This is a genomic window from Devosia sp. CN2-171, from assembly GCF_049354815.1.
Lineage (GTDB): Bacteria > Pseudomonadota > Alphaproteobacteria > Rhizobiales > Devosiaceae > Devosia_A.
In genome coordinates this window covers 1,839,649-1,863,882 of sequence record NZ_CP186479.1, presented here as the reverse complement: position 1 = coordinate 1,863,882, position 24,234 = coordinate 1,839,649, and the positions used below count along the sequence as shown (strand labels likewise).

Annotated in this window: 19 protein-coding genes; 7 read left to right on the top strand and 12 right to left on the bottom strand. The window is 66.0% G+C overall.

The features are described 5' to 3' along the window. Positions 1–22: 22 nt before the first annotated feature. Complete coding sequence (locus ACOYW5_RS09250; protein ID WP_423068960.1) at positions 23–2,044, top strand: beta-N-acetylhexosaminidase; 2,022 nt, start codon at positions 23–25, stop codon at positions 2,042–2,044. A gap of 20 nt (positions 2,045–2,064) precedes the next feature. Here ACOYW5_RS09250 and ACOYW5_RS09245 read toward each other — a convergent pair whose 3' ends face one another. Genes ACOYW5_RS09245 through ACOYW5_RS09220 form a run of 6 tightly spaced genes read right to left on the bottom strand, consistent with a single transcriptional unit; the run spans position 2,065 to position 11,092 of the window. Continuing rightward, positions 2,065–5,148, bottom strand: coding sequence for an alpha-mannosidase (locus tag ACOYW5_RS09245; protein ID WP_423068959.1), 3,084 nt, complete (start codon positions 5,146–5,148; stop codon positions 2,065–2,067). 11 nt (positions 5,149–5,159) lie between these two features. After that, a complete protein-coding gene (locus tag ACOYW5_RS09240) occupies positions 5,160–5,978 on the bottom strand; it encodes a carbohydrate ABC transporter permease (protein ID WP_423068958.1) in 819 nt (272 codons plus the stop codon). Next, a complete protein-coding gene (locus ACOYW5_RS09235) occupies positions 5,978–6,916 on the bottom strand; it encodes a carbohydrate ABC transporter permease (protein WP_423068957.1) in 939 nt (312 codons plus the stop codon). Before ACOYW5_RS09235 ends, ACOYW5_RS09240 begins: the two co-directional genes overlap by 1 nt. Before the next feature lie 4 nt (positions 6,917–6,920). Then, on the bottom strand, positions 6,921–8,159 hold the full coding sequence (locus ACOYW5_RS09230) for an ABC transporter substrate-binding protein (RefSeq protein WP_423068956.1): 1,239 nt from the start codon (positions 8,157–8,159) through the stop codon (positions 6,921–6,923). Positions 8,160–8,171: 12 nt separating this feature from the next. Beyond that, positions 8,172–9,968 carry an amylo-alpha-1,6-glucosidase gene (locus tag ACOYW5_RS09225; RefSeq protein ID WP_423068955.1) on the bottom strand — a complete coding sequence of 599 codons (1,797 nt, stop codon included), beginning with the start codon at positions 9,966–9,968 and terminating at the stop codon, positions 8,172–8,174. Continuing rightward, complete coding sequence (locus ACOYW5_RS09220) at positions 9,965–11,092, bottom strand: ROK family protein (RefSeq protein WP_423068954.1); 1,128 nt, start codon at positions 11,090–11,092, stop codon at positions 9,965–9,967. Before ACOYW5_RS09220 ends, ACOYW5_RS09225 begins: the two co-directional genes overlap by 4 nt. 228 nt (positions 11,093–11,320) lie before the next feature. Here ACOYW5_RS09220 and ACOYW5_RS09215 point away from each other — a divergent pair, with 228 nt between their 5' ends. From ACOYW5_RS09215 to ACOYW5_RS09205, 3 genes are all read left to right on the top strand, one after another. Next, positions 11,321–12,523 (top strand): ROK family transcriptional regulator, encoded by a 1,203-nt coding sequence (locus tag ACOYW5_RS09215; protein WP_423068953.1) that lies wholly within the window; start codon positions 11,321–11,323, stop codon positions 12,521–12,523. A 204-nt stretch (positions 12,524–12,727) separates the two neighbouring features. Continuing rightward, entirely contained in the window at positions 12,728–13,822 is a 1,095-nt protein-coding gene (locus ACOYW5_RS09210) for an ABC transporter ATP-binding protein (RefSeq protein ID WP_423068952.1), read from the top strand. Positions 13,823–14,044: 222 nt separating this feature from the next. After that, positions 14,045–15,301: a glycoside hydrolase family 28 protein gene (locus ACOYW5_RS09205; protein ID WP_423068951.1), complete on the top strand. Its 1,257-nt coding sequence runs from the start codon at positions 14,045–14,047 to the stop codon at positions 15,299–15,301. A gap of 156 nt (positions 15,302–15,457) precedes the next feature. Here the strand turns inward: ACOYW5_RS09205 and aceA are convergent, their stop codons facing one another. Then, entirely contained in the window at positions 15,458–16,753 is a 1,296-nt protein-coding gene (aceA, locus tag ACOYW5_RS09200) for an isocitrate lyase (RefSeq protein ID WP_423068950.1), read from the bottom strand. Positions 16,754–16,786: 33 nt separating this feature from the next. Continuing rightward, positions 16,787–17,014: a hypothetical protein gene (locus tag ACOYW5_RS09195; RefSeq protein WP_423068949.1), complete on the bottom strand. Its 228-nt coding sequence runs from the start codon at positions 17,012–17,014 to the stop codon at positions 16,787–16,789. Between the two features lie 143 nt (positions 17,015–17,157). On the opposite strand from ACOYW5_RS09195, the gene ACOYW5_RS09190 reads away from it, so the two are divergent. Further along, a complete protein-coding gene (locus ACOYW5_RS09190) occupies positions 17,158–18,549 on the top strand; it encodes a helix-turn-helix domain-containing protein (protein ID WP_423068948.1) in 1,392 nt (463 codons plus the stop codon). A gap of 93 nt (positions 18,550–18,642) precedes the next feature. Next, positions 18,643–19,698, top strand: a complete 1,056-nt coding sequence (locus ACOYW5_RS09185; protein ID WP_423068947.1) for a Gfo/Idh/MocA family protein — start codon at positions 18,643–18,645, stop codon at positions 19,696–19,698. A gap of 27 nt (positions 19,699–19,725) precedes the next feature. Here ACOYW5_RS09185 and ACOYW5_RS09180 read toward each other — a convergent pair whose 3' ends face one another. From ACOYW5_RS09180 to ACOYW5_RS09170, 3 genes are all read right to left on the bottom strand, one after another. Further along, positions 19,726–20,505 (bottom strand): SDR family oxidoreductase, encoded by a 780-nt coding sequence (locus ACOYW5_RS09180; protein ID WP_423068946.1) that lies wholly within the window; start codon positions 20,503–20,505, stop codon positions 19,726–19,728. 10 nt (positions 20,506–20,515) lie between these two features. Then, a complete protein-coding gene (locus ACOYW5_RS09175) occupies positions 20,516–21,718 on the bottom strand; it encodes an amidohydrolase/deacetylase family metallohydrolase (RefSeq protein WP_423068945.1) in 1,203 nt (400 codons plus the stop codon). Between the two features lie 140 nt (positions 21,719–21,858). Then, positions 21,859–22,728 (bottom strand): hypothetical protein, encoded by an 870-nt coding sequence (locus ACOYW5_RS09170; RefSeq protein ID WP_423068944.1) that lies wholly within the window; start codon positions 22,726–22,728, stop codon positions 21,859–21,861. 179 nt (positions 22,729–22,907) lie between these two features. Between ACOYW5_RS09170 and ACOYW5_RS09165 the strand changes: the two genes are divergently transcribed. Further along, on the top strand, positions 22,908–23,507 hold the full coding sequence (locus ACOYW5_RS09165; protein WP_423068943.1) for an SH3 domain-containing protein: 600 nt from the start codon (positions 22,908–22,910) through the stop codon (positions 23,505–23,507). 1 nt (position 23,508) lies between these two features. Here ACOYW5_RS09165 and ACOYW5_RS09160 read toward each other — a convergent pair whose 3' ends face one another. Next, positions 23,509–24,231: an ABC transporter ATP-binding protein gene (locus ACOYW5_RS09160; RefSeq protein WP_423068942.1), complete on the bottom strand. Its 723-nt coding sequence runs from the start codon at positions 24,229–24,231 to the stop codon at positions 23,509–23,511. Positions 24,232–24,234 lie beyond the last annotated feature (3 nt).

The window sequence follows — 24,234 nt, the reverse complement described above, 5'->3', positions numbered from 1 at the left end:
CCATTCACCTCGGGACCAGACCATGACCAGCCTCACCGCCCTCTCGCTTGCCACCACATGGAAGCCGGCCAAGGACGATGCGCCACTCGCCTACACCCTGCGGCTGACCAATTCCGGCACGACGCCGGTTGCCGACTTCAGGCTCTGCGTCAGCGGTCCGGCCCGCATCGATCCCACGGCCGAGATCGAAGGCGGCACGTTCGATTCGCGTATCTCGAACCATTCCGAATTCGGACCTCCGGCAGGGTTCGTGCTGGAGCCGGGGGCGACGTGGACGATCACCGCGCGCGGCCTCAGCTATCCGCTGCGGCATTGGAGCGACGGGGCCAACACCGCCTATGTGGCGCTGGGCGACGGCACCATCGTGCCGGTGCTGACGACCCCGACCCAGGCTATCGGCGACAACGCCCAGCTGCTGAAAGGCGCGGCGCGCTTCCCGGTGCCGGCGCCCGGCAAGTCGCCGGTGCCGGTGTCGATCGTGCCGTGGCCGAAAGCGGTGGCGGTGACCGGAGCGCGGCTGGCGCCCGCCGGTCTCGACCTGCAACCTGTCGGCGAAGCCGCGACGGGGGCCGCGGCGGCATTCACGGCCTTGGTCGAGGATCTGTTCCCGGTCGAGGGGCTGGTGCGCCCTGCGGCCGAAGCCGGCTATCCAGTCCGGCTCATCGCGCGGCAAGGGCTCGGCGTTGAGGCCTATGAACTCGCGTTTGCGGCGGATTCCGTGGAAGTGCGGGCTGCCACGCAGACCGGGTTCCTCTATGGCCTCATCACCCTCGGCCAGATTCTCCGCGGCGCAACGCAGCATCCGGCGGCCTTCACCTTCCCGACCGGCGGCATGATCACGGACGAGCCGGCGATGCGCTGGCGCGGCACGCATCTCGACGTTGCGCGCCAGTTCTATTCGAGTGCCGAGGTGTCCCGCTTTCTCAAGATCCTGGCCTGGAACAAGCTCAACCGCTTCCATTGGCACCTGAGCGACGACGAGGCCTGGCGCGTCGAAATCGATGCATATCCCACCCTCACCACGATCGGAGCCTGGCGCGGCCATGGCCTCCCCATCCCGGCGCTGCTCGGCTCGAGCGGCGAGCCATCCGGCGGCTACTACACCAAGGCCGCGGTCCGCGAGATTGTGGCCCTGGGCGACAGCCTCGGCATCGCCACGGTCCCCGAGATCGACGTTCCCGGCCATTGCTTCGCCATGCTGCAGGCGATCCCGGAGCTGCGCGACCCCGGCGAGCACGGCGAGTACTATTCGGTGCAGGCGTTCCCGAACAACTGCATCAACCCGGCCAACGAAGCGATCTACCCGATCATCGAGACAATCTTCGACGAGCTCATCGAGCTCTTCCCGTCCAAGCTCTTCCACATCGGCGCCGATGAAGTGCCGCTCGGCGCCTGGTCCGGCTCGCCGCTGGCACTCGCAAAGCTCGCGCAGGTCGGAGGCGAGGCGCTGGCGGCATCGCATGCCAAGCGCCTTAACCAGGTCACCAATCACGGCGGCGCCGACCACATCGAGGGCACCGGCGCCGCGGTGCTGCAAGCCGAGTTCCTCGGGCGCATCCAGAAGTTCCTCGCCTCGCGCGGTTGCGTAACCGGTGGCTGGGAGGAGGCGGCGCATGGCGACCTGATCGACAAGTCGAAGTCGTATCTGGTGGGCTGGCGCACGGTGGAAGTCGCGGCGGCGCTCGCCGGACAGGGCTACGACATGGTGGTCGCGCCGGGCCAGCGCTACTATCTCGACATGTCCAACGGCCTGGCATGGTCCGAGCCCGGCGCGGGCTGGGCCGGCTGGTCAGGGCCGGAGGAGACCTATGAGTTCGACCCGGCGCAGGGCTGGACCGACGAGCAGAAGAAGCACCTGCTCGGCATCCAGGCCTGCATCTGGTCCGAACCGATGACCGACCGGGCCATCTTCGACCGGCTGGTTTTCCCGCGGCTCTCCGCCATTGCCGAAGCCGGCTGGACGCCACATGCAAGCAAGTCGTGGAAGCGCTTCAGCGCGTTGGTCGGGCAGATGCCAATCCTGTACGGCCATTGGGCGGAGTAAGATTTGCGCGCTGCCTAGACTCAATCGAGGAGGAGGGTGAAGATCTCGAATGGCTCCAAGGCTAGCGTCAGCTCCGATGCATTGGTGGCAAGGGTCGTGTTCGGCGCCTCGAGCAGGTTGGCCGTCCGGATGCGCTTCCAGGTGCGGCCGAAGCGGAGGGTGGCAGATTGGCGCCGGCCCTCGGTTTCCCACAGGCGAATGACGATCGCATCGCCATCCTCGGCCTGCTTGATCGCGTCGATGCTGGCGCCGCCGCTCGCGACCTCGACCAGCGAGACCGCGTGGCCATCACCCGTGCCGCCGGCGATCAGCCGGAGCGGAACGTTGAAGCTCTCGGCCTCGGCGTGCACGGCGCGCTTGTCGCCGTCGTGGAGGAACAGGGCGTAGCGCAAGCGGTGCTCGCCCTGGTCGGCCTCGGGCCACGGGAAGATCGGCGACTTGATCAGCGTCAGCCGTACGACATTGCCGCGCGCGTCGTAGCCGTACTTGCTGTCGTTGAGGAGCGCGACGCCGAAGCCCGGTTCGGAGAAATCGACCCAGCGATGCATGCTGGTTTCGAAGCGCGCTTGATCCCACGAGGTGTTGCGATGGGTGGGCCGGCTGACGTGGCCGAACTGGATTTCAGCTCTGGTGCTGTCGGCGCGGACGGCAAGGGGGAAGGCCGCCTTCAGCAGGGTCTGGTGTTCATGCCAATCGACGAAACAGTCGATGTCGAGCCGAGTTGCCCCGACTTCGAGCGCCAGCACCTGGGTGATTGTCGAACGCTCGTAGCGCCAGGTGAGGCGGATGGCGGCACGATACGGGCCGGTTTCGACCACCTCGCGCGAGACCAGCTGATCGACCGACCACACCTGATCCTCGAATGAGGCATCGATGTCCCAGGCATCGAAATCCAGCGGAACATCGCGGTGGGCGAAGAGAGCGTTGGCGGTCACGCCGGGGGCGATGGCCTCGCGCCCGGTGCGCTTGTCGCGGACCGAGACGATGCGGCCGAGATCGTCGAGCTCGACACGCAGGCGGCTGTTCTCGAGGCGGGTTGGCGAGACGGACAGTTCGGCGCTGGTCGGGAGCGGGGTTGCGCTGCTGATGAGCGTTACGCTTCGGCCGCCCGCAGCTGGGGCAGCCACGGGGACCCAATGCTCCTCGGAGCCGTCGGCCCGCTCGACCCTCTGTGCCCCGATGGTGGTCGTGCCATCAAGGACGACCTCTCCCTCGGGCACCGAGACGAAGCCGGTGCGCGGGCGGTCGAGCGCGTTGAGGACGAAGTGTTCGCCCGGACCGGCGAGTGGCGCGGCCAGCTCAGCCGCCAGTGCGTGTGACTCGGCGAAGAACCGCGCATAGTCGCGGTCGCTGTCCTCGTAGACCGCGCCGATCGAGGAGCCGGGCAGGATGTCGTGGAACTGGTTGAGCAGCACGATCTGCCACAGCTCCCACAGCTTCGCCTTGGGGTAGGGAACGCCGCGCTCGGCGGCGAGGACTGCCAACAGCTCGAGCTCGCGCAGCGTGATCTCGCCGCGGCGGTTGTTGCGCTTGTTCTTGGCGACGGAGGTGAGCGTGCCGCGGTGGTATTCGAGATAGAGCTCGCCGACCCAGGTCGGGAACGCCTCGGGCTCCGCTTCGAAGCGCGCGCTGAGGCGCGCAAAGAACGGGCCCATTTTGTCGTGGACGAGCCGCGGACAGCCGGGGATGCCGCGCTCCATGCGGCGGACGTTCTCAAGCATCGCGCGGGTCGGCCCGCCGCCGCCATCGCCATGGCCGTAGACGAGGAACAGCTCGTCGAGCGACCCCTTCTGGCTGAAACGCTTCCAGGTGCCCAGTACATGGCTCGGCACGAGGTCGGGGCAGTAGGTGGTGTTGATGCCGTCGTATTCGTATTTCTGGGTGGTGAGGAAGTAGGCAGGCACTTTCGTGCCGTTGATACCCTGCCAGTGGAACACCTCGTAGGGCATGCGGTTGGTGTCGTTCCAGCTGAGCTTGTGGGTGACGAACATATCGAGCCCCGACAGGCTCATCAGCTGGGGCAGGGCGGCGCTGTAGCCGAACGTATCGGGCAGCCAGACAATGCGTGGCGTCACGCCGAACTTCTGTTGATGGTAGCGGACCCCATGCAAGATGTGGCGCACCAGCGCCTCGCCGCCGGTGATGTTGACGTCGGGCTCGAGCCAGAGCGCCCCCTCGAGTTCGAACTGGCCGCCGGCGATTTTCTCCCGCATGCGCTCAAACAGCTCGGGGTAGTCCGCCTCGAGATAGTCGAGCAGCAGGCCCTGGTTGTACATGAACCGGTAGTCCGGATACTGGTCCATCAGGCTCAGCGCCGTGGCAAAGCTGCGCGCCATCTTCTGCCGCGTCTCGCGCACCCGCCACAGCCAGGCGACGTCGATATGGGTGTGGCCGGTCGCGACGATGGTCGGCATCGCCTCGGCATCCGCCTCGGCGTAGATGCGATCGGCCACCGGCTCGGCGGCGCGCAGGCTCTCCGCGAAGCGCTCGGGATCGCCCTCGCGCAGATCGACCAGCTTCAGTGCCGCATCGATATGGCCGAGAATGCGGGTGCGCCGCGCGTCGTCGTACTTCAGCAGCCGGGCGACATCGAGCGGCACCTTGAGGTCGAAATAGAGCTTTTCGGCCAGCGCATCGTGCACCTGCAACCGGCAGGCGAAACCGAGCTGGCGCCGGTCCTCGATCGTGCCGGCCTCGATGACGATCTCGAACCGCTCGCCTGCCACGGCGGCTTCGCTGAGCAGGAACTCCCGGTGGTTGCCGTCTGCCCCCTGCGCGATGCGGCCGTTGACGCGCACCAGGCATTGCGGATCGGAGCGGCCCATCACCGACCCGAACTGCGCCTCGATCCGGCAGAACAGTCGCTGCCTCGCCGCTTCCTCCGGCACGGTGGCGGTGCCGGCGAACCAGTAGTAGCCATCCGGCTCACCCCAGACCAGGTCGCGGTCGACCGGCGCCCACCCGTCGCGCGGCTCGCTCAGCGCGCTCGCCCGATCGCCGTTCTCCGCACGCCGGAAGCGCAGGGGCACCTCGGCATCGAGGCTCGTGAAGATGCGCTCGCGCAGGGTGGCGAGCAGGCGGTCGTAGGTCGCGATCGAGCGCATATAGGGCCGGGTTATTCCTTGGTGGCGCCGGACATCAGGCCGTTCATCAGCGTCTTCTGCAGCGCGATGAAGATCGCCAGCATCGGCAGGATCGATAGCACGGTCATCGAGAGCAGGCGCGGCCAGTTGATCGAGAAGCGACCGATGGAATTGGCGATGGCGAGCTGCACCGTCCACTGCTCCTGCTGGGTGACGATGAGGAACGGCCAGAGATAGTCATTCCAGCGCCACACGAGGTTGAAGGCGAGCAGCGTGCCGATGGCAGGCAGGCAGAGTGGGACGATGATGCGCAGCAGGATCCGCCATTCGGGCGTCCCCTCGATGCGGGCCGCCTCGAGCAGGTTATCCGGGATGCCGGTGATGTACTGGCGCATCAGGAACACGCCGGTCGGGGTCGCCGCGGGTGCAATGATCAGCCCCCACAGGGTGTTGAGCAGGCCCAGGTCGCGCAGCACCAGGAACACCGGGATCAGGACGATCTGCAGTGGCACCATCACGGCGGACATGATCACCAGGAAGATGACCGTGTCGCCCTTGAAGCGGAACTTGGCGAGGGCATATCCGGCCATCACGCTCATCGTCACCGAGAGCAGCGCCGAACTGATCGAAACGATGGCCGAGTTGAGGAAGTAGTTGCCGAAATTGGCGCGGCTCACCGTCTTCTCGAAGTTCTCGAGCGTGAAGGTCTGAGGCCACAGCGAGGGCGGCCACTGGAAGATCTCGGCCTGCGGCTTCAGTGCCGACAACAGCAGCCAGAGCGGAGGCAAGACAAAGAGGATCAGCACGGCGGCTAAGGCGGCGATGCGTCCGGGCGAGCGAAGCAGGGTCATCAGCGCCTCCGCGCAATTCGCAGCTGGATGATGGTCAGCACCATCAGGATGATGAACAGCACGCCCGATTGTGCGGCCGCGATGCCGGCCTGATTGGGCTTCTTGAAAGCCGTCTCGTAGATGTTCTGAACCAGGAACACCGTGGCCCGGCCCGGTCCGCCCGTCGTCAGCGAGACCACGATCTCGTAGACCTGGAAGGCGCCGATGACGCCGAGTACGACGACGACCACGACCGAGGGCTGGAGCAGGGGCAGCGTGATATTGGTGAAGGTCCGCCAGCGGCTGGTACCGTCGATCGCGGCTGCCTCGTAGAGATCGCGAGGGATCGCGGTCAGGCCGGCGATCAGGATCATCATGTTGAACCCGGCGCCGCCCCAGACCCAGGCAACGACGACCGCCGCCTGGGCGAGTTGGTCCTGCTCCAGCCACGGCACTGCCGGGATGCCGATCAGCGACAGGCCGTAGTTGACGAGGCCGCTGTTGCGCGCAAACAGCCAGGCCCAGATGACACCGATGATCAGGCCGGAGATCATCGAAGGGAAGAAGACAATGGTGCGCATGACCGCGTTGAACCGTGTCTGCGGAGCAAGCAGGAGCGCGAGGCCGAGTGCTGCCGCCAGCTGCAGCGGTACAGCTACGACAACGAAGACGACGGTCCGGATCAGCGACAGGACGAAGTCCTTGTCGCCGAGCAGTTGCAGATAGTTGTCGAGCCCGACGAAGACAGGCGTCGATTCCGGCACCTGCGCGACGACCACGAGGCCGCGCCGGAACAAGCTCATCCACAGGCCCTGCACCAGCGGATAGAGCGTGAATGCGAAAAGCAGGGCGACCGTTGGCAGCAGCAGAAGATAGGGCCAGCTGGTCTGGCCCATGAGGCGAAGAAACCCCGTCGACCTGTACTGTTCCCGCAACTGCGTCTGATCGCCCGTGCTCATGTCGTTACTGCCCCGCCGTGATGGCAGCTTCGGCGGCTGCGCGCAGGCTGGCAATGGCCTCCTCAGGCGTCACCTGGCCGGCGACGACCTGGGTGACGCTGTTCTTGACGGCGTCCCAGACGCCGGCCTGCATTTCCGGCCACGCCTGGTCGGTCGCGGCATAGCGCGGCGAGTTCTCGAGGTCGGCCTGGAAGCCCTTCACGGCTGCGGCGGCATCTTCGCTCGAATAGGCAACGGCCGGCGCCAGCTTGTTGGCCGGGAGCAGGCCGAAGATCTTGGCGTATTCGGCCTGGACGTCCGGCGAGGTGATCCAGGTCACGAATGCCGTGGCTTCATCGAGATGCTTGGATGTGTTGAAGGCGACGAGGTAGTTGCCACCGACGTTGGACGACGACACGGTGCCCTTGGGCGTCGGGCCGGCCTGCCACTTGAACGTGGCGTTGTCATTGAAGCTGCCGATCTGCCAGCTGCCCGACATGTAGGCGACGGCCTGCTGGTTCACGAACATGTCGTACGGCTTGTCCGAGCTCGAACCCGACCAGAGCCCCGGCGGCATGTAGTCTTCGGTGATCTTGACGAATTGCTTGAGCACCGTGACCCAGCTCGCATCGTCCATCGCCACCTTGATCGGCGCGTCTTCGGAGTAGATGTGGTTGCCGTACTGGAACTGGTAGGTCAGATAGCGGTGGGCCGAAACGTCCCATACCAGCGGGAAGCGAACGCTGGCCTTCTCGGAGACCTGCTTCAGTACCGGAAGCACTTCGTCCCAGGTGGCGCCCGGCTGCGGCAGGGCAACGCCGGCCTTGGTAAAGGCATCGACATTGTAGAAGATGCCGACCGCGGTGACGTCGAGCGGCGCGGCGATCACCTTGTCGCCGAGCTTTGCGCCATCGGCCCAACCCTTGACGAACTGGTCGATCCACTCCTTGCCGTTCACCTCGGCCCAATCGACGAGGAACGGGCGGACAACCGGCTCCATCGAGGACGTCAGCGACACGTCAGGCATGATGCCCGACGCGGCATACTGCCGGAATTTCTCGGACATGCCGTCATAGGGCGTGATCTGCAGGTCGAAAGTCGTTTCGGGGTGCAGCTTGGTGTACTGGTCAAGCAGACCGCGGAGCGCCTGCTCCTGTTCGTCGCCGTCGACATACCAGCCCAGTTGTAGTTCGGAAGCGATGACGGGCGTTGCGAGCGCCGTCGCCGCCACCAGGGCCAATGCTGAGTGCCTGATGAAGTTCATTTGTGGTCCTCCTTATGCTCCGTCCAGGACGAGAGCGTTTGACGCGGGCTTGTCGTCGTCCCCTGCGAGGAGCACGTCGCGGTAGGTGACCGCGACATGCGCCGGCAGACCGCTCCAGCCCTGGAGCAGCGATCCCCGCCCAAAGGGCGGCGAATAGTATTCGACGGGTCCGGCCCAGCCATTGGCGAGACACATCTCCCACCAGCGCGTCAGCGCATAGCGGGCGCCAGGAAGGCCGCGTCGCAGCCGTTCCTCGGCATAGACGCCATCGAGATAGGGCCAGTCGGAACCGTTGTGGTAGCGGAAGGCGAACGCGGATTTAGCGCGCACGTCCTTGGGCCGCTTGAAGGGGGGATAGGCGCAGAGTACGCCCCAGTCGCCATAGGGCTGCTCGGTGTTGCTGCGGCTTTCGAGCCGCTTGGCCACGGCCTCGAGCACCTCCAGCGCGCGCTTGTCCGAGGTGGCGCGGTAGCGCAGCAGCGTCAGGGAATCGAGCGTGAGGTGATCCTCGGCGAAGCCATCCGAGTTGACGAAGTCGGCATAGTTTCCGGTCTTCATCCATAGCGCCCGGTCGAGGTTGAGCCGGGCCAGCTCGGCTTGGAACTGCGCCTTGCCCGAGAGCTCGGGATCGATGGTCTTGCCCAGCCTTGCCACGGCATCGAGCGCGCCGAGCCAAAGGCCGATGTCGTATGAGACATAGCCCTCGCGATAGACATTGTCGGCCCAGTCGCGATCGTGGTTCGGCTTCTTGGGCAGCCCGTCGGGGCCGGAAGCCGCGAAGTAGCGCTCCAGAATGGCGGTAACCGTGAGCCAGTGGCGCTTGGCCTCTTCGAGGTCGCCGGTGGCAGCGACATAGTCGCCGAGCGTCAGGACGAAGAAGAGCGGGCTGTCGAAGTGGTCGCTCCACCAATCGCCCTGCCGGAGGTGTTCGCCGGCATAGACCCTGTCGCCGCGGCGGAACTTGTCCCATGCGATCGCCTGCGCCTGGCCCGACAGGATCACGCCGCTCGGTGCTTCGCCATCGGGCTGGATGCCAACCGCCAGGAGGCGGATCTGCTCGCGTACGATTTCAGGCGCCAGTTGCAGCAGCGGCTGCAGGGTCCAGTATCCGTCGCGGTAATAGGTGCGGGCCGGGGCGCTGTAAGCCTGCCCGGCGGCTAGGCCGGCGAACTTGCCGTGCTCGTCCTGCCTGATGCTGGAGAGGGCGGCATGCGTTCCCTGGATCACCATGGAGCGCAGCACTGGATCGGCCTCGGGCAGGCGGTCGCACCGCTGGACGTAGGCATCGGCCTCAGCGACGATGGTTTCGACCGAAAGCGAAAGCGCCGCCTCCGCCTCGCCACGTGAAGCGCCGACGCTCAGCACCAGGTCATCGCCGCGCTGCTCGATGATGAGGCTGCCCCAGGCGAGTTCGAAGCTTCGCCGGTCGCCGTTGCGGGAGGCTCGGGCGGTCGCGTCCCCCGCTTCCGGCGTGTGCCACCATGCCGCGCGCTTGGCCGCGACCACCCGATTTCCTCTGACGCCGCGGATCACCATCGCGGGGGCAGTTTGAGCGACGTAGACGCCACCGGCTTTCCCGATGACCCGGTTTGGGCCGTAGACGAAGGGCCCGGTGAGCTGGGAGAAACTCACCGTGCCCAACGTCCCGGCACCCCAGAGCGCGAGGGAAATGCGCCCGTTGGGTTCGCAATCAGCCTGCAGTCGCGGGGCCATGATCGGGAGGAGCACCGGCTCCCTGGAAGCAACGAGACCGTCGGGCTGCGCCGTCATCACGTTGCTGCCGTGTTGATAGCGGGCCGAAATGGTCATGCCGCCGCTCCCTTTTCCGCGCCGGTGCCCGACCCCTCGATCAGGCCCAGCCTCGCCTGGTGGCACGCAAAGGCCACGGCGCCGATAACGCCCGCCCGGTCACCAAGCGCGCTCGGCACCACATCGCAGGCGGTTGGCACGAGGCGCGCCGTCAGCGCGCCGATCTTCTCGGCCAGGCCCGGCCGCGCCCCGATGCCGCCGCCGACCACGACGATGCCCGGGTCGAGCAGCGCGATCACGGTGGCGACACCCAGTGCGATGCTGCGCGTAGTGTCCTCGATAACTGCGGCAGCACTTCTGTCACCGGCCTCGGCGCGATCAAAGATTTCGCGCACATCGACGTCCTTGCCGGTGGCGCGGGCGTAGGAGCGGCGGATGCCGTCCGTGCCGACCGCCGCCTCGAAGGCGCCGCCGGGATTGGCCGCAGCTTCGGCGAATGGGTCGGAACCAAAGGGGATGAAGGCGATCTCGCCGGCGCCGCCGCCCTTGCCGTGCAGCAGGTGGCCGTCGACGATCAGGCCCATGCCGATGCCTGTACCGATGGCGAGGAAGGCGAGAGAGTGGGCGCCACGCTCGCGGCCGCATCCGTCGGTCAACTCACCATAGGCGGACAGGTTACCGTCGTTGTCGACGGTGACCCCGGTGCCGAGCCTGTCCTGCAGGGTCTTCGCCAGCGGCGTGTTGCCGTCGAAGCTGACATTGGGCGACAGCACGACCCGCCCATCAGGCGCCACAACGCCCGGAACCCCAATGGTCACGTGCTCGACGGTATCCATGGGGACACCGGCTCGCGCCGCAAGACTGCGTGCCATGTCGGCCATCTGCGCCAGCACATGGTCGGGTGCGTCGGTAACGGTTGGGAGGTCGAACTCGGCGAGGATTTCGCCGGCTGCGTTGCCGATGGCGCCACGGAGCTTGGTTCCCCCGAGGTCGAGGCCGATTACCAGCCCGCGCTTGCTCGAGGCGACGTACTCGCCGCCGCGCAGCTCGATCCAGCCGGCCTCCCGCAGGAGGCGTGTAGCCTCGGTCGCGGCCCCGCCCTCAAATGCCGGCGCGGCAACCTGACCGGCCTTGAGCCGGGCGGTGACCAGATCGATAGCATCGAGCAAGAGCCGGTCGGACATCTCTCGTCCAATTGTTCGTTAACATGACGAATGAATGACGGACTGTTCCGTTTGTCAAGCGGATAGAACGTTTGTTCCGGAGCCGGATTCGGTCATTCAGACGGTGTTCATAGTTTGTTCATGAGGTGTCAGCTTGGCCCGTTCATCATGGGAGGGGTGCTGACTTGACAGGTGGGGCGAATGCGCACAGTTAGGTCGGTGACTTAACAAATAATGGGCGGCGTCTCTTTGGACGATCTGGTCGCGCCAACCCGGGTGCTTCGGCAGCTTTCGGTGCAGGCGGTGATGGACGTGCTGCTGCGGGAAGGCTCGGCCTCGCGGGCCGGGCTGTCGCGCGTCACCGGCCTCTCCAAGCAGACCATGTCGGAAGTCATCCGCGTGCTCACCGAGCGCGGCTGGGTGCGTGAGAGCGGTATGATTTCGGGCGGTGTCGGCCGCTCGGCGGTGCGCTACGAGGTCGACGCAACGGCCGGCTACGTGCTCGGTGTGGATCTCGGCTCGAGCACGATCCGCGCCACCATCGCCAACATCGCCGGCGCCATCGTGCAGCATGGCGAGGTGGCCGCCGACCCCCAGGGTGGCATGCAACTGATCGGGCAGATCGGCGCGCTCAAGGCCTCGATCCTCGGCGATGCCGGGCTCTCCGCCGACAAGCTTCTGCAGGCGACGGTCGCGATCCCGGGCGTCATGAACCCGCGCACCGGTCGATTGAGCCTGGCACCAAACCTCGACGACATGGGCACCATCGATGTGGCCTCGGCCATACGCCAAGTGCTTGATGTCAAAGTCACTTTCGAGAACGACGTGAATGCCGGCGCAATCGGCGAGTATTGGGAATCGCACCGCTCGAGCGAAGGCCACTACGGCTTCATCTCGATCGGTACGGGCGTCGGCCTAGGCATCCTCGTCGACGGCAAGCTGCTCCGCGGCGCCGCCCAGGCGGCCGGCGAAGTGGGCTATCTGCCGCTCGGCTCGGACCCGTTCGCGCCGCTCAGCGTCGAGCGTGGCGCACTGGAGAATGCACTCGGCGCGTCCGGCATTTCGACCCGCTACCTCATGGCCGGCGGCCCGCCCGGCACGACCGTGCGCGACATCTTCGACCGCTACAACGAAGGCCAGCGCGCCGCGATCGTGACCATCGAGGAAACCGCTCGGCTGGCCGCGCTGCTGGTCGCGACGGTCACCGCAGTAATCGATCCCGAGGAGATCGTGATGGGCGGCAATATCGGCGGCCGCCCCGAACTGGTCGAGCTCGTCCGCAAGATCCTCCCCACCTGCACCCGCCGTCCGGTGCCGATCGAGCCCGGCCGACTCGGTCCCCTCGCAACGGTCGTCGGCGCCGCCGCGATAGCGCTCGGTGAGCTGCACAACTCGCTGTTCAGCCCGCGTGAACTACCCAACAAGCGCGACATGCCCAGCGGCCGCCGCTAGCTGTAGGATAGAGCCCTCGACGCCCTAAAACCGGGTAAAGCCGGCGCTTGGGCCATGAACTTCTGCCAGTTTCGACCGAGAAGCCGTCAGCCGGGAGGAACGTCAGATTCGGCGAGTTTGTTCGTCATATTGACGAATGAAGTGGATGGCCGCACTATGGACACCCGGCAAGGCCCGAGGCGGGCGGCACAGGACAGGTGAGCGATGGCATCATTGCAGCTGGCTGGGGTGACCAAGGACTTTGGTGATCTCCAGATTATCAAGGGGGTCGACCTCGAGGTCACGGACGGCGAATTCGTCGTGTTTGTCGGACCCTCGGGTTGCGGAAAGTCGACGCTGCTGCGGTTGATCTCCGGCCTCGAAAAGGTCTCGGGCGGCAAGATCGCCATTGGCGGGCGGGACGTGCAGGCGCTTGGGCCGGCCGAGCGGGGCATCGCGATGGTGTTCCAGTCCTACGCGCTCTATCCGCACATGACGGTCGAGAAGAACCTCAGCTTCGGGCTCGAGAACCTGAAGCTGCCCAAGGCCGAAATCGACAGCAAGGTTCAGGAGGCGGCGCGCATCCTCGCCATTGAACCGTATCTCAAGCGCCGGCCGAAGGAGCTTTCCGGCGGGCAGCGGCAGCGCGTTGCCATCGGCCGGGCGATCGTGCGCAACCCCGATGTGTTCCTGTTCGACGAGCCGCTCAGCAATCTTGATGCCGCGCTGCGCGTACAGACCCGCGCCGAGATCAGCCGGCTGCACAAGCGGCTGGGCGCGACGATGATCTATGTGACGCACGACCAGATCGAGGCCATGACCATGGCCGACCGCATCGCCGTGCTGAACGCCGGGCGGCTCGAGCAGTTCGGCGATCCGGTCGAGCTGTTCCGGCGGCCGGCCAACAAGTTCGTCGCGACCTTCATCGGTTCGCCGCGGATGAACGTCTATCCGGGCACGCTGATCGGGCGGAGCGAGGGGGGCGTCACAGTGAGCGTGCCGGGGTTCGGCGAGATCAATGTGGCGGCCGATGCCGGGGCGCTGCAGCTGGGCGCCGCGATCGAACTTGGCATTCGGCCGCAGCATTTGCGGCTCTCGGGCGAGGGGGCAAGTGTCTCGTTCCTCGTCGATTATGCCGAGAGCATCGGGACGGAGACCTATGTCTACGGCAAGCTCGACGGGGCTGAGCCGGAGGCGATCCTGCACGTGCCCGAGCACATGCATTTCGAGGCAGGGCAGAAGGTTCCGCTCAAGGCGCCGGTCGAGTTCCTGCATCTGTTCGATGCGGGCACTGGGGAGACGCTGAAGCCGGTGGGGTGACGGGCTCGCAACCGGATCGTAAGGCCACGCTGCATTGGCCGGGATGACATCGAGTTCTCGGTGGTCACGGAGGAAGACGGCCCCCCCTCCTCCCCCACAAGGGGGGAGGTGCCCTGCCGGTGCACTTGGCACGATTGAGCCACAGCCTTGACTCTTCACCTCCCCCTTCATGGGGGAGGACGGGAGGCGGCCGTCTCGGACTGCAGCAATCAGGACCTACACATGCCCACCATCTCCGCCTCTACCACTGACCAAACTGCCGAAATCCAAGCCGCGATCGACGCGGCCTCCGGCGGGGGCAAGGTCGTGCTTGCGGCCGGCGAGCACCCCAGCGGAGCGCTGCGATTGCGTGACGGGATCGAGCTTCATCTCGAGGCCTGCGCCGTGCTGCGGCTGACGGCGGACTACGGCGCGCTGGCCGGCAATATCGTCAGCGTTATCGCGGAGGGCTCGGATCGCGGGTTGATCGTGGCGCAGGGGGTGAGCGGCATCGCCATCACCGGCGCGGGCGAGATTGCGGCACCGGGGCGGGCCTATATCGCTGGCGACGACCCGGAGGTGGGGACCTGGGTGCCGGCGACGCTGCGGCCGCGGGTGCTAGTGCTCGAGGATTGCACGGATGTCGAGATATCGGGCGTCCGGATCACGGACTCGCCGATGTGGACGATGCACCTGGTCAATTGCCGCGACGTGCGGGTCAAGGGCGTGAAGGTCGAGAACGACCGGCGGTTGCCCAACACCGACGGGTTGGTGATCGACAGTTGCCATGACGTGCTGGTCGAGGGCGTCGACATCTCGACCGCCGACGACGGGGTGTGCCTCAAAACGACGCGACGTGCGACGGGGATCGGCACGTGCGAGCGCGTGACGGTGCGGAACTGCCGCGTCTCGAGTCAGAGCTGCGCGTTGAAGATCGGCACCGAGAGTTTTGGCGACGTCACCGACATCGTGTTCGAGGATTGCGCCGTGCTCGATTCCAACCGCGGGCTCGGCATCTTTTCGCGCGATGGCGGCGCCATCCGCAATGTGCGCTTCTCCCGCATCAGCCTCGAATGCCACGAGACGCCTGACGGCTACTGGGGCTCGGGCGAGGGGTTGACGGTGACCGTTGTCGACCGGCGCGCGGAACTGCCGGCGGGCGCGGTCCAGGGCCTCGTCGTCGAGGACATCACCGGGGTGATGGAGGGGACGCTCAACCTCGTCTCCACGGCCGCGCCGATCGCCGACGTGACGCTGAGGCGGATCGCACTCAGGCAGGTAGCAGGCGAACTCGGTACCGCCCGGCGCTACGATCTGCGACCGACGCCTGCCGATCTGGCCCCGGCAGCTGGCGCCGCAGGGCGGGCCAACGCCTGGACCAAGGGCGCCGACGGGGTGGTTGTTGGGCTCGTGGACTATCCGGGCGGCGCGATGCCCGGCGTATTTGCCTCGCGGGTCGAGGGGCTGGCGATGGACGGGGTAGTGGTGCAGCGGGCTTAGGGCGCGAACAGCGACAACGATCGCTTGGCGCTAAAGCAGCTTCCAGCCGGACCACTGCCTTCCGCCAGCATTGTCCCAGGCTTCAGCCGCCCGCGTTTGGTATTCGAACGCTGCACCAACTGTCGAGCGCCGGGCTGAACCCGGCGCCCGCGCGCTTCAGTGGAACTGCGCCCGTTCGGTGGAGTCCGCCATGGCGGTGGTGGCGCTGCGGCCCTCGCTGATGGTCATCGCCACGGCGTCGAAATAGCTCGTGCCCACTTCGCGCTGGTGCCGGGTGGCGGAGAAGCCATGCGCTTCAGCCGCGAACTCGGCCTGCTGCAGCTTCGAATAGGCCGCCATGCCGTCCTCGGCGTAGCCGCGGGCGAGCTCGAATGTTGTGAGGCTGAGGTTGTGGAACCCGGCGAGGGTGATGAACTGGTACTTGTAGCCCATGGCGCCCAGTTCGCGCTGGAACACCCGCATTGCCGCCTCGTCCATGTGTCGCGCCCAGTTGAACGAAGGCGAGCAGTTATAGGCGAGCATCTGTTCGGGGTGCACATTGCGCACTGCCTCGGCGAACTTCTTCGCTTCGGCGAGATCCGGCTTCGAAGTCTCGCACCAGATCAGGTCGGCATAGGGCGCGTAGGCGATGCCGCGGGAGATGGCGGCGTCGATGCCGCCATTGAGCCGATAAAAACCTTCGGGCGTGCGCTCGCCGGTAACGAACGGCGCGTCGTACTCATCGATATCCGAGGTGATCAGCCGGGCCGCCTCGGCGTCGGTGCGGGCCATGATCAGCGTGGGAACGCCCATCACGTCGGCGGCGAGGCGGGCGGCATTGAGGGTGCGGATGAACTGGCTGGTCGGCACCAGCACCTTGCCGCCAAGATGGCCGCACTTCTTTTCCGACGCCAGTTGGTCCTCGAAATGCACTGCTGCGGCGCCCGCCTCGATCATCGCCTTCATCAGCTCGAAGACGTTGAGCGCGCCGCCGAAGCCGGCCTCGGCATCGGCGATGATGGGGACGAAGAAATCGAGATCGGTGGTGGCGACGCCATCGGCCTGTTCCATCATCTGGATCTGGTCGGCGCGTTGCAGGGCCTTGTTGATGCGCTTGACCACCGAGGGCACGCTGTCGACGGGGTAGAGGCTCTGGTCGGGGTACATGTTGCCCGACGAGTTGGCATCGGCGGCAACCTGCCAGCCGCTGAGGTAGATTGCCTTGAGCCCGGCCTTCACCTGCTGCACTGCCTGGTTGCCGGTAAAGGTACCCAGCGTCGGGACGAAGTCCTCGCTGTGCAGCAACTCCCACAGCCGGCGAGCGCCGTTCTCGGCGAGGCTGTGGCGGATGGGGAGCGAGCCGGCGAGGCGCCGGACCTCGGCCACGGTGTAGCTGCGGGCGATGTTGCGCCACCGGTCGGGGGCGTAGTCGGGCGCCGGGAAGGCGTCGGGGGTAGCGGGTTTGTCGAGCATGGGATCCTCCTGAGTTGATTTCCGGATGTCGGCTTAAGCCGGCACCCGCCGCGAAAACGTCGCCGCGACCAGCGCTTGCCCGCGGAACAGCTCCGAGACGCTCTCGCCGCTCACCAGCGAGAACTTGTGCTGGCCGATGCGGCCGGCGATGGCGAAGCCCTGGCGGTCGAGGCCCTGGGCCTTGAACTGCCGCATCGCCTCGCCGGTCGATGGGGCGATGATGGTGACGAATTCCTCGGTTTCGGTGTTGGTCGGGTTCATTGCATCCTCCTCGGTTGCGTTGTCTGTAAATATTTGACACATTGGCGCGGAGAGCAACGACTGACTGCAAAACGGCCGGAAAACCAGTCAAAATGCTGTAAAGCGTCGCGGTCGTTTCTGTAAACGTTGTAAAGGAGGAGTGCGTGGAGGAACTACAGATTGGCGGACGGATCGGACGGTTGCGGCGCCAGCGAGCCATCTCGCAGGCCGACCTCGCGACCTCGATCGGCATCTCGGGCAGCTATCTCAACCTGATCGAGCACAACCGGCGGAAGATCACCGTGCCGCTATTGCTGAAGATCGCCGGCTATTTCGGCGTCGAGCCGGGAGAACTGGCGGACAGCGACGAGGGTAGGCTGGTCGGCGACCTGATGGAGATGTTCGGCGACGACGTCTTCGCCGACAGCGATGTCACCAATATCGAGGTGCGCGACCTCGCGCATGCCAACCCGATGGCGGCGCGCGCCATGCTGCAGCTCTATCGGCGCTTTCGCGCCGAGGGACAGGCGGCCCCAGCCCGGGCCGAAGACGAGCCGGAACATTTCCACCTCGCCACCGACCGCATCTCCGATTTCCTGCAGGAGCACGCCAACTACTTTCCCACCATCGAGGAAGCCGCCGAGCGCATCCGCGCCGACATCGACAGCAGCGCCGACGATTTCGCCTATGGTCTCAGGACCTACCTGTTCAACGTCTTCGGCACCGAGTTGAGGCTCGCCTCGCTGCCGCAGGGCATTGCCCGGACCTATGACCGGACTCGCAACCAACTGCTGATCTCGGACATCTTGCCAGCCGAATCGGCCACGTTCCTCATCGCGCACCAGCTCGGACAGATGGCGGCCAATGCCGAGATCGGGGCGCTGGTGGCCGAGTTGCCCGAGGGCGATGCGCCCGCCCTGGGGCGCAACGTGCTGGCCGCTTATTTCGCCGCGGCGCTGATCATGCCCTATGGCCCGTTCCAGCGCGCCTGCCGCGACTATCGCTACGATATCGAACGGCTGGGCCGACGCTTCGGGGCCAGCTTTGAGCAGGTGGCGCACCGTATGACGACGCTGCAGCGGCCCGGCGCGCTGGGCATCCCGCTGCACCTCATTCGCACCGACATCGCCGGCAATATCTCGAAGCGCTTCTCGCTCTCGGGCATCCATATCCCGCGCCACTCCGGCGCCTGTCCGCGCTGGAACGTCTACTCGGCCTTCCTCAGCCCCGAACGGGTCAACGTGCAAATCTCGCAGATGCCGGATGGCGAGCGCTATTTCTGCATCGCGCGCGCCTTCTCGAAGGGTGACCACCGCTACAACGCGCCGCTGCGGCACTTCTCCATCGGGCTCGGCTGTTCGATCCTCCATGCCCGCGAGCTGATCTATTCGGACGGCATCGACCTCAACAACACCGCTCAGATCGTCCCCATCGGCGTGGGGTGCCGGATCTGCCCGCGCATGGAATGCGGCCAGCGCGCCCATCCACCGGCGGATCATCGGTTCAGGCTGGACGATGCGGTGCGACCGGAGAGCATCTACGGCAAGATGATGTAGGCGGCGCTGCGTTGCGCATTTGTTGTCCCGGCCCGGTCGGTCTATTGCTTTGTCGCGCCGTCGCTTCGCGGTGCCATTGAGGGATAACGTACCGTGCCAATTCGCGTTCTCACTGCCGGTCTGGGCAATATGGGCCGCAGCCACGCGCTGGCCTATCATCGGCATCCGGGCTTCGACCTGGTCGGGTTGGTGAACCGCTCGGCGCCGCGCGGGCTGTCCGAGGAACTCGCGGGCTACACGATCCTGCCGTCCTATTACGAGGCGCTGGCCGAGCTGAAACCGGATCTGGTCTCGATCAACACCTATTCCGACTCGCACGCCGATTACGCCGTGAAGGCGATCGAGCAGGGGGCGCACGTCTTCATCGAGAAGCCGCTCGCGACCAACGTCGCCGATGCCGAGCGCGTCGTCGCGGCGGCGAAGGCCAATGATCGCAAGCTCGTCGTCGGCTACATTCTCCGCCACCACCCCTCGTGGATCACGCTGATATCGGAGGCCCGCAAGCTCGGTGGCCCCTATGTGTTCCGCATGAACCTCAACCAGCAGTCGAGCGGGGTGACATGGGCGACGCACAAGGCGCTGATGGAGACGACGTCGCCGATTGTCGATTGCGGCGTGCACTATGTCGATGTCTGGTGCCAGATCACCGACGCCAAGCCGGTGGAAGTGCGCGGCATGGGCGTGCGCCTCTCCAACGAAGTGTCGCCGGACATGTACAATTACGGCCACATGCAGGTGCTGTTCGACGATGGTTCGGTCGGCTGGTACGAGGCCGGCTGGGGGCCGATGATGTCGGAGGTCGCTTTCTTCGTGAAGGACGTGATCTCGCCCAACGGCGCCGTCTCGATCGTCGTCAAGGACGAGGGTGCCAAGTCCGACGACCACGAGGTGCACAGCCGCACCTCGACGATCCGCGTCCACCATGCCGCTGAAACGCCGGGCGGTGGCTTTGCCCAGCCCGATGACATGCTGTCAATGGAAGGTGAGCCGGGGCACCAGGCGCTCTGCGATCGCGAGCAGGATTTCGTCTATCGCGCCATCACCGAGAATATCGATCTGAGCCGCCACATGAACGACGCCGTCCAGTCGCTACGCATCTGCATCGCCGGCGACGAAAGCGTCCGCACCGGATTGCCCGTGAAGCTTTAGGGGCTAGGTCCAGCGGGGGGTGGCTGCCTAAAAATCCTCGAGCGTCAGTTCGCGCGCCATCACGATATTGCCGGCTGTCAGCCCGCAATCGACCGGGATCGTCGCCCCGGTGACCGCGCTGGCCCCGTCCGAGGCGAGAAAAGCGATGACGCGGGCCACTTCGTAGGGCTCGACGATGCGGCCGAGCGGGTACCAGCGCTCGAGCGTCTTCAGCACGTCCGGGTCCTTGGCCTTGCGCTCGTCCCAGATCGGCGTGCGCACCGTGCCGGGCATCACCACGTTGCAGCGGATGCCATAGCGGCCATATTCGAGCGCGATCGCCTTGGTCATGGCGATCATGCCCGCCTTGCCGGCGCTATAGGCGGGGTGGCCGAGAGCGCTGAGCCCGTTGACCGAGGCGACGTTGACGATATTGCCCGAGCGCCGCTCGACCATCCGCGGCAGCACCGAGTGGGCGCAGGTGAAGGCGCTGTTGAGGTTGGCATCGACATCCGCCGCCCATTCCGCCGCGCTGGTGGTGGCCACCGTGCCGCGGTTCGCGCCGCCGGCATTGTTGATCAGCACGTCGATATCGCCGAACGCAGCAAAAGCCGCCTCGACCGCCGGAGCATCGGTAATCTCGACCACCGCCGGCTTTACTGTGATGCCGTCCTTGCCGAGCGTATCAACCAGCTCCAGCACCTTGTCGCTGCGATCCATGGCGGCGATGATCGCCCCTTCCTCGCCGAAGAAGCGGCAGAGCCACTGGCCGATACCACCGGCCGCGCCGGTGATCGCGATGGTCTTGCCCGCGAATTGTCCGCTCATGGCGTAGCTCCTAGTGCGAGTGATGGCCGCCGATGAGGAAAGTCTCCTCGAACGGCCGGCGGCTGACTTCCATGCTCCTGCCGTCGAGATAGACGGCGACGGGCTGCAGCAGCGTCGAGCCCTGGCGCTGGGTGCCGACCACGTCGGTGAACACATAGTCGCTCTTGTACTCGCGCAGCACCGCGATATCGGCCGGCGCGCCGACGCCGAGGTGCCCGAGGTCGGGGCGGCGGATGGCGAGGGCAGGGCGGCTGGTCGACATGCCGATGACCTCGGCCACCGATAGCCCGCAATTCAGCAGCTTGCTCATCGTATGCAGCAGGTCGTAGCCCGGGCCCTCGACCGCGATCACGTGCACGTCCGACGAGATTAGGTCCGGCTTGAACCCGTCCTTCAGCGCCGCCTCGGCCGTGTCGTAGCCGAAGGCGCCCATGCCATGCGCGATGTCGAACAGCACGCCGCGTTCGCGCGCCTTCCACACGGCGTCGATCACCTTGCCATCCGGCCCAATCGCCGAATTCGGCTCGGGGCGGTAGCAATGGGTGAGGATGTCCCCCGGCCGCAGCATGTCGACGACGTCCGAATAGCTCGGCGGCGGATGGCCGATATGGGTCATCAGCGGCAGGTCGACGGCGTTCGAGGCTTCGAGCGCCAGCTCCAGCGCCCCCAGCCCGAGATCACCGGTGACGATGCCGCCGATGCGCACCTTCACGCCGATGATGCGATCGCGGTTCGCCTCGATCTTTTCGACGCACCGATGCACCGGCAGCATGGCGCGCGCCGTGGCTTCGCCGATCGACACGTCCTTGTCGAAGCCGAAGATGCCGGGGAAGGAAATGTTGAGGAACGCCAGGATCTTGTACGGCGACTGGATCATCACGTAGTCGCGGAAGCCGTCGTAGTTGCCGGCCCCGGCGCTGCCCGCATCGATCAGCGTGGTACAGGCCGAACGCCGCGCTATGAACCCCGGATCGACGCTGAGCGAAGTCGCCTTGTGGTAGACATGGGTGTGGATGTCGATGAGCCCCGGCGCGACGATCGACCCGCTGACATCACTGACCTTGGCCCCATCAGGATCGATCGAGGGTCCGACCGCGGCGATCTTGCCGCCCTTGATCGCGACATCGAGATGGCCATCGACGCCGTTGCGCTCGTCGATGACGCGACCGCCCTTCAAGACGAGGTCGTAGGCGGGCTTGCCGGGGGTCGGCATGGTGACACTCCGTGAACTGGTACGGGCGCCACCATTTTGCATCCGCGCGGATTCTTCAAGCGACGGTGACATGCGCAGATGGTAGCAGGCGGCTCGATGCGGAGTGAGTGGCAGGCGCGTGACGCGCCTGCCACATGCCCTCAGCCTTCGGTAAGCTGCCACACGATGCGCGCCTTGAGCGGCGCGCTCACTTGCCCGGAATTATGCGACGCGGCGCCTGCCGCATCGAACTCCGCGACGCCGGACCATTTCCCGTCCCGGCCAGCCGGCTGGTCGAACAGTTCGATCTTCTGCAGCGCCTCGGTGAGCGGCACCGATCGCTCGTCGGTGAATGCGCCCGGCCCCAGCGTCACCGGCACGTCCAGCTTGGCCGCAGGCAGGCGCAGGCTCATGTTGCCGGTCGCATGGTCGAGAGTGACTTCGACCATGCAGGCGTAGTCCATCAGCCCGAAGTCGTCCTGCGGCAGGGTGAGATTGCCGTCGCGCGTGAACCGGTACGCGCGGGCAGGCTCCGGCGGCGGAATGTAGACCCCACTGAGAATGTCCTGCACCACGAGGGTACCGGACGCGCAGGTTCCGGCACGGTCGGCGGCAAAATTACGGAACCGGCCCGGTTGCTGCCCCGTCATCTCCGCGAAGATGTTGGCATTGCCTTCATTGGCCTTGGCAAAATCCAGCATGGCTGCGGCAAGGCAGCCCTGGTCTTCTCCGCAGGCCTCGATCTTCGCCTCGAGCCCGGCCATGGCTGGCGGCGTGCCCGGGGCGGTCGCGGCCACGATGGGATATCCGTCGTTTCCGACGTCGACGAGCGCGAAGTCCAGTTCGAGCGAGCGCCAGGCCTCGATGGCCGCCCACTCCACCTGGTTCGGGAAATCGACGCGATTTGAGCCGGTGAGCTCGATGCGGACGTGGAGCCTGGCACGCGGCGCTCCCGCAAAGGGATCGTCAATAGCGGCGGCGGGCAGGCAGGCGGCAAAAACTCCAATTGCAGCAAACAGTAAGCGCATCAACAGACCTCAATGAGGCCCCCCGGCCGCGGCTTATAGCCAAAGGGCCGCGCCGCGGCTAGACGGCCATCGCCCGTGCCACATTGAAACGCCCGGCCTATTCGGCGGACGCTCCGCTCATCCCCGGCCCGGCCATTCGCTTTAGACTTCGACACCCTTATCCGCCGAGTTGGAGAACTGCCATGCATCGCTTCCTCGTGAGGGCGCTTGGCCCGTTGTTCCTGGCCGTCGCGCTCATGGGCCCTCCCGCCAGCGCGCAGGACATCCAGCCCTTCGTCATGGTGCCTGATGGTCCGGGTGGTGGCGGTAGCGGCGGCAACAACGCGGTCGCGACGACGAGCGTCAATGTGCGCGCGGGTCCGGGTACGAGCTATCCGGTGGTCGACGTCCTGCGCGCCGGCCAGGCTGTCCGGATTTCGCGCTGCACCGGCGGCTGGTGTGCCATCGATCAGCGCGGTCCCAGTGGCTGGGTTTCGCAGAACTTCCTCGCCGAAACCGGCCGCCCCGGTGGCGGTGGCGCGGCTCGCCGCGAGGTCTGCTTCTACGAGGATACCCGCTTCCGCGGCCGCAGCTTCTGCGCGCGGCCGGGCGACACCGATCGCAACCTTGGCGCATGGAACAACCGGATCGCCTCGATCAGCGTTCCCGGAGGGCTGACGGTCGAGGTGTGCACAGACAGGGACCGTCGCGATTGCCGCAACTTCGATCGCGATGCCGCGACTTTGCCTTGGTGGCTCGACCAGAACATCTCGTCGTACTGGATATTCTGGCAAGAACAGTAGCTTAGGCGGCGGCGATAAGGGCGCGGGTGTAGTCGTCGGCGATGGCGCCGGAGCGCAGCTGCTCGCGCGTCAGCAGCTCGACCGGCCGGGCGTTGCGCATCACCATCAGCCGCTCGCACATGTAGCTGATGACAGCGAGGTCATGGCTGACGATCACGAAGGTGAGGCCGAGCTCCTTCCGTAACCTGTTGAGTAGGTTGAGGATTTCGGCCTGAATCGAGACATCGAGGGCGCTGGTGGGCTCGTCGAGCAACAGCAGCTTGGGCGACAGCGCCAGGGCGCGCGCGATGGCGACGCGCTGGCGCTGGCCGCCACTCAGCTCGTGTGGAAAGCGGAACTGGAACTTCGGGCCGCCGAGGCCGACGAGGTCAAGCAGTTCCTCGGTGCGCTTCTCGGGATCCGGTAAGCCATTGATCCGCATGGGTTCTGCGATCTGCTGGCCGATGACATAACGTGGGTGCAGCGACGAATAGGGGTCCTGGAACACCATCTGGACGATCTTGGCCAGCTGCTTGCGCGGCGTCTTCCGCACGTCGAGCCCGTCGACCTTGATCGTGCCTGACCATGAGCCGTTGAGGCCCATCACCGTGCGGAGGATGGTCGATTTGCCTGAGCCGGACTCGCCGACAAGGCCAAAACTCTCCCCGGACCGGACTAGAAATCCGGTGTCCAGGACGGCGATCTTCCCCGAAAAGTCTACGCTCAGGTCACGAACTTCCAGCATGCT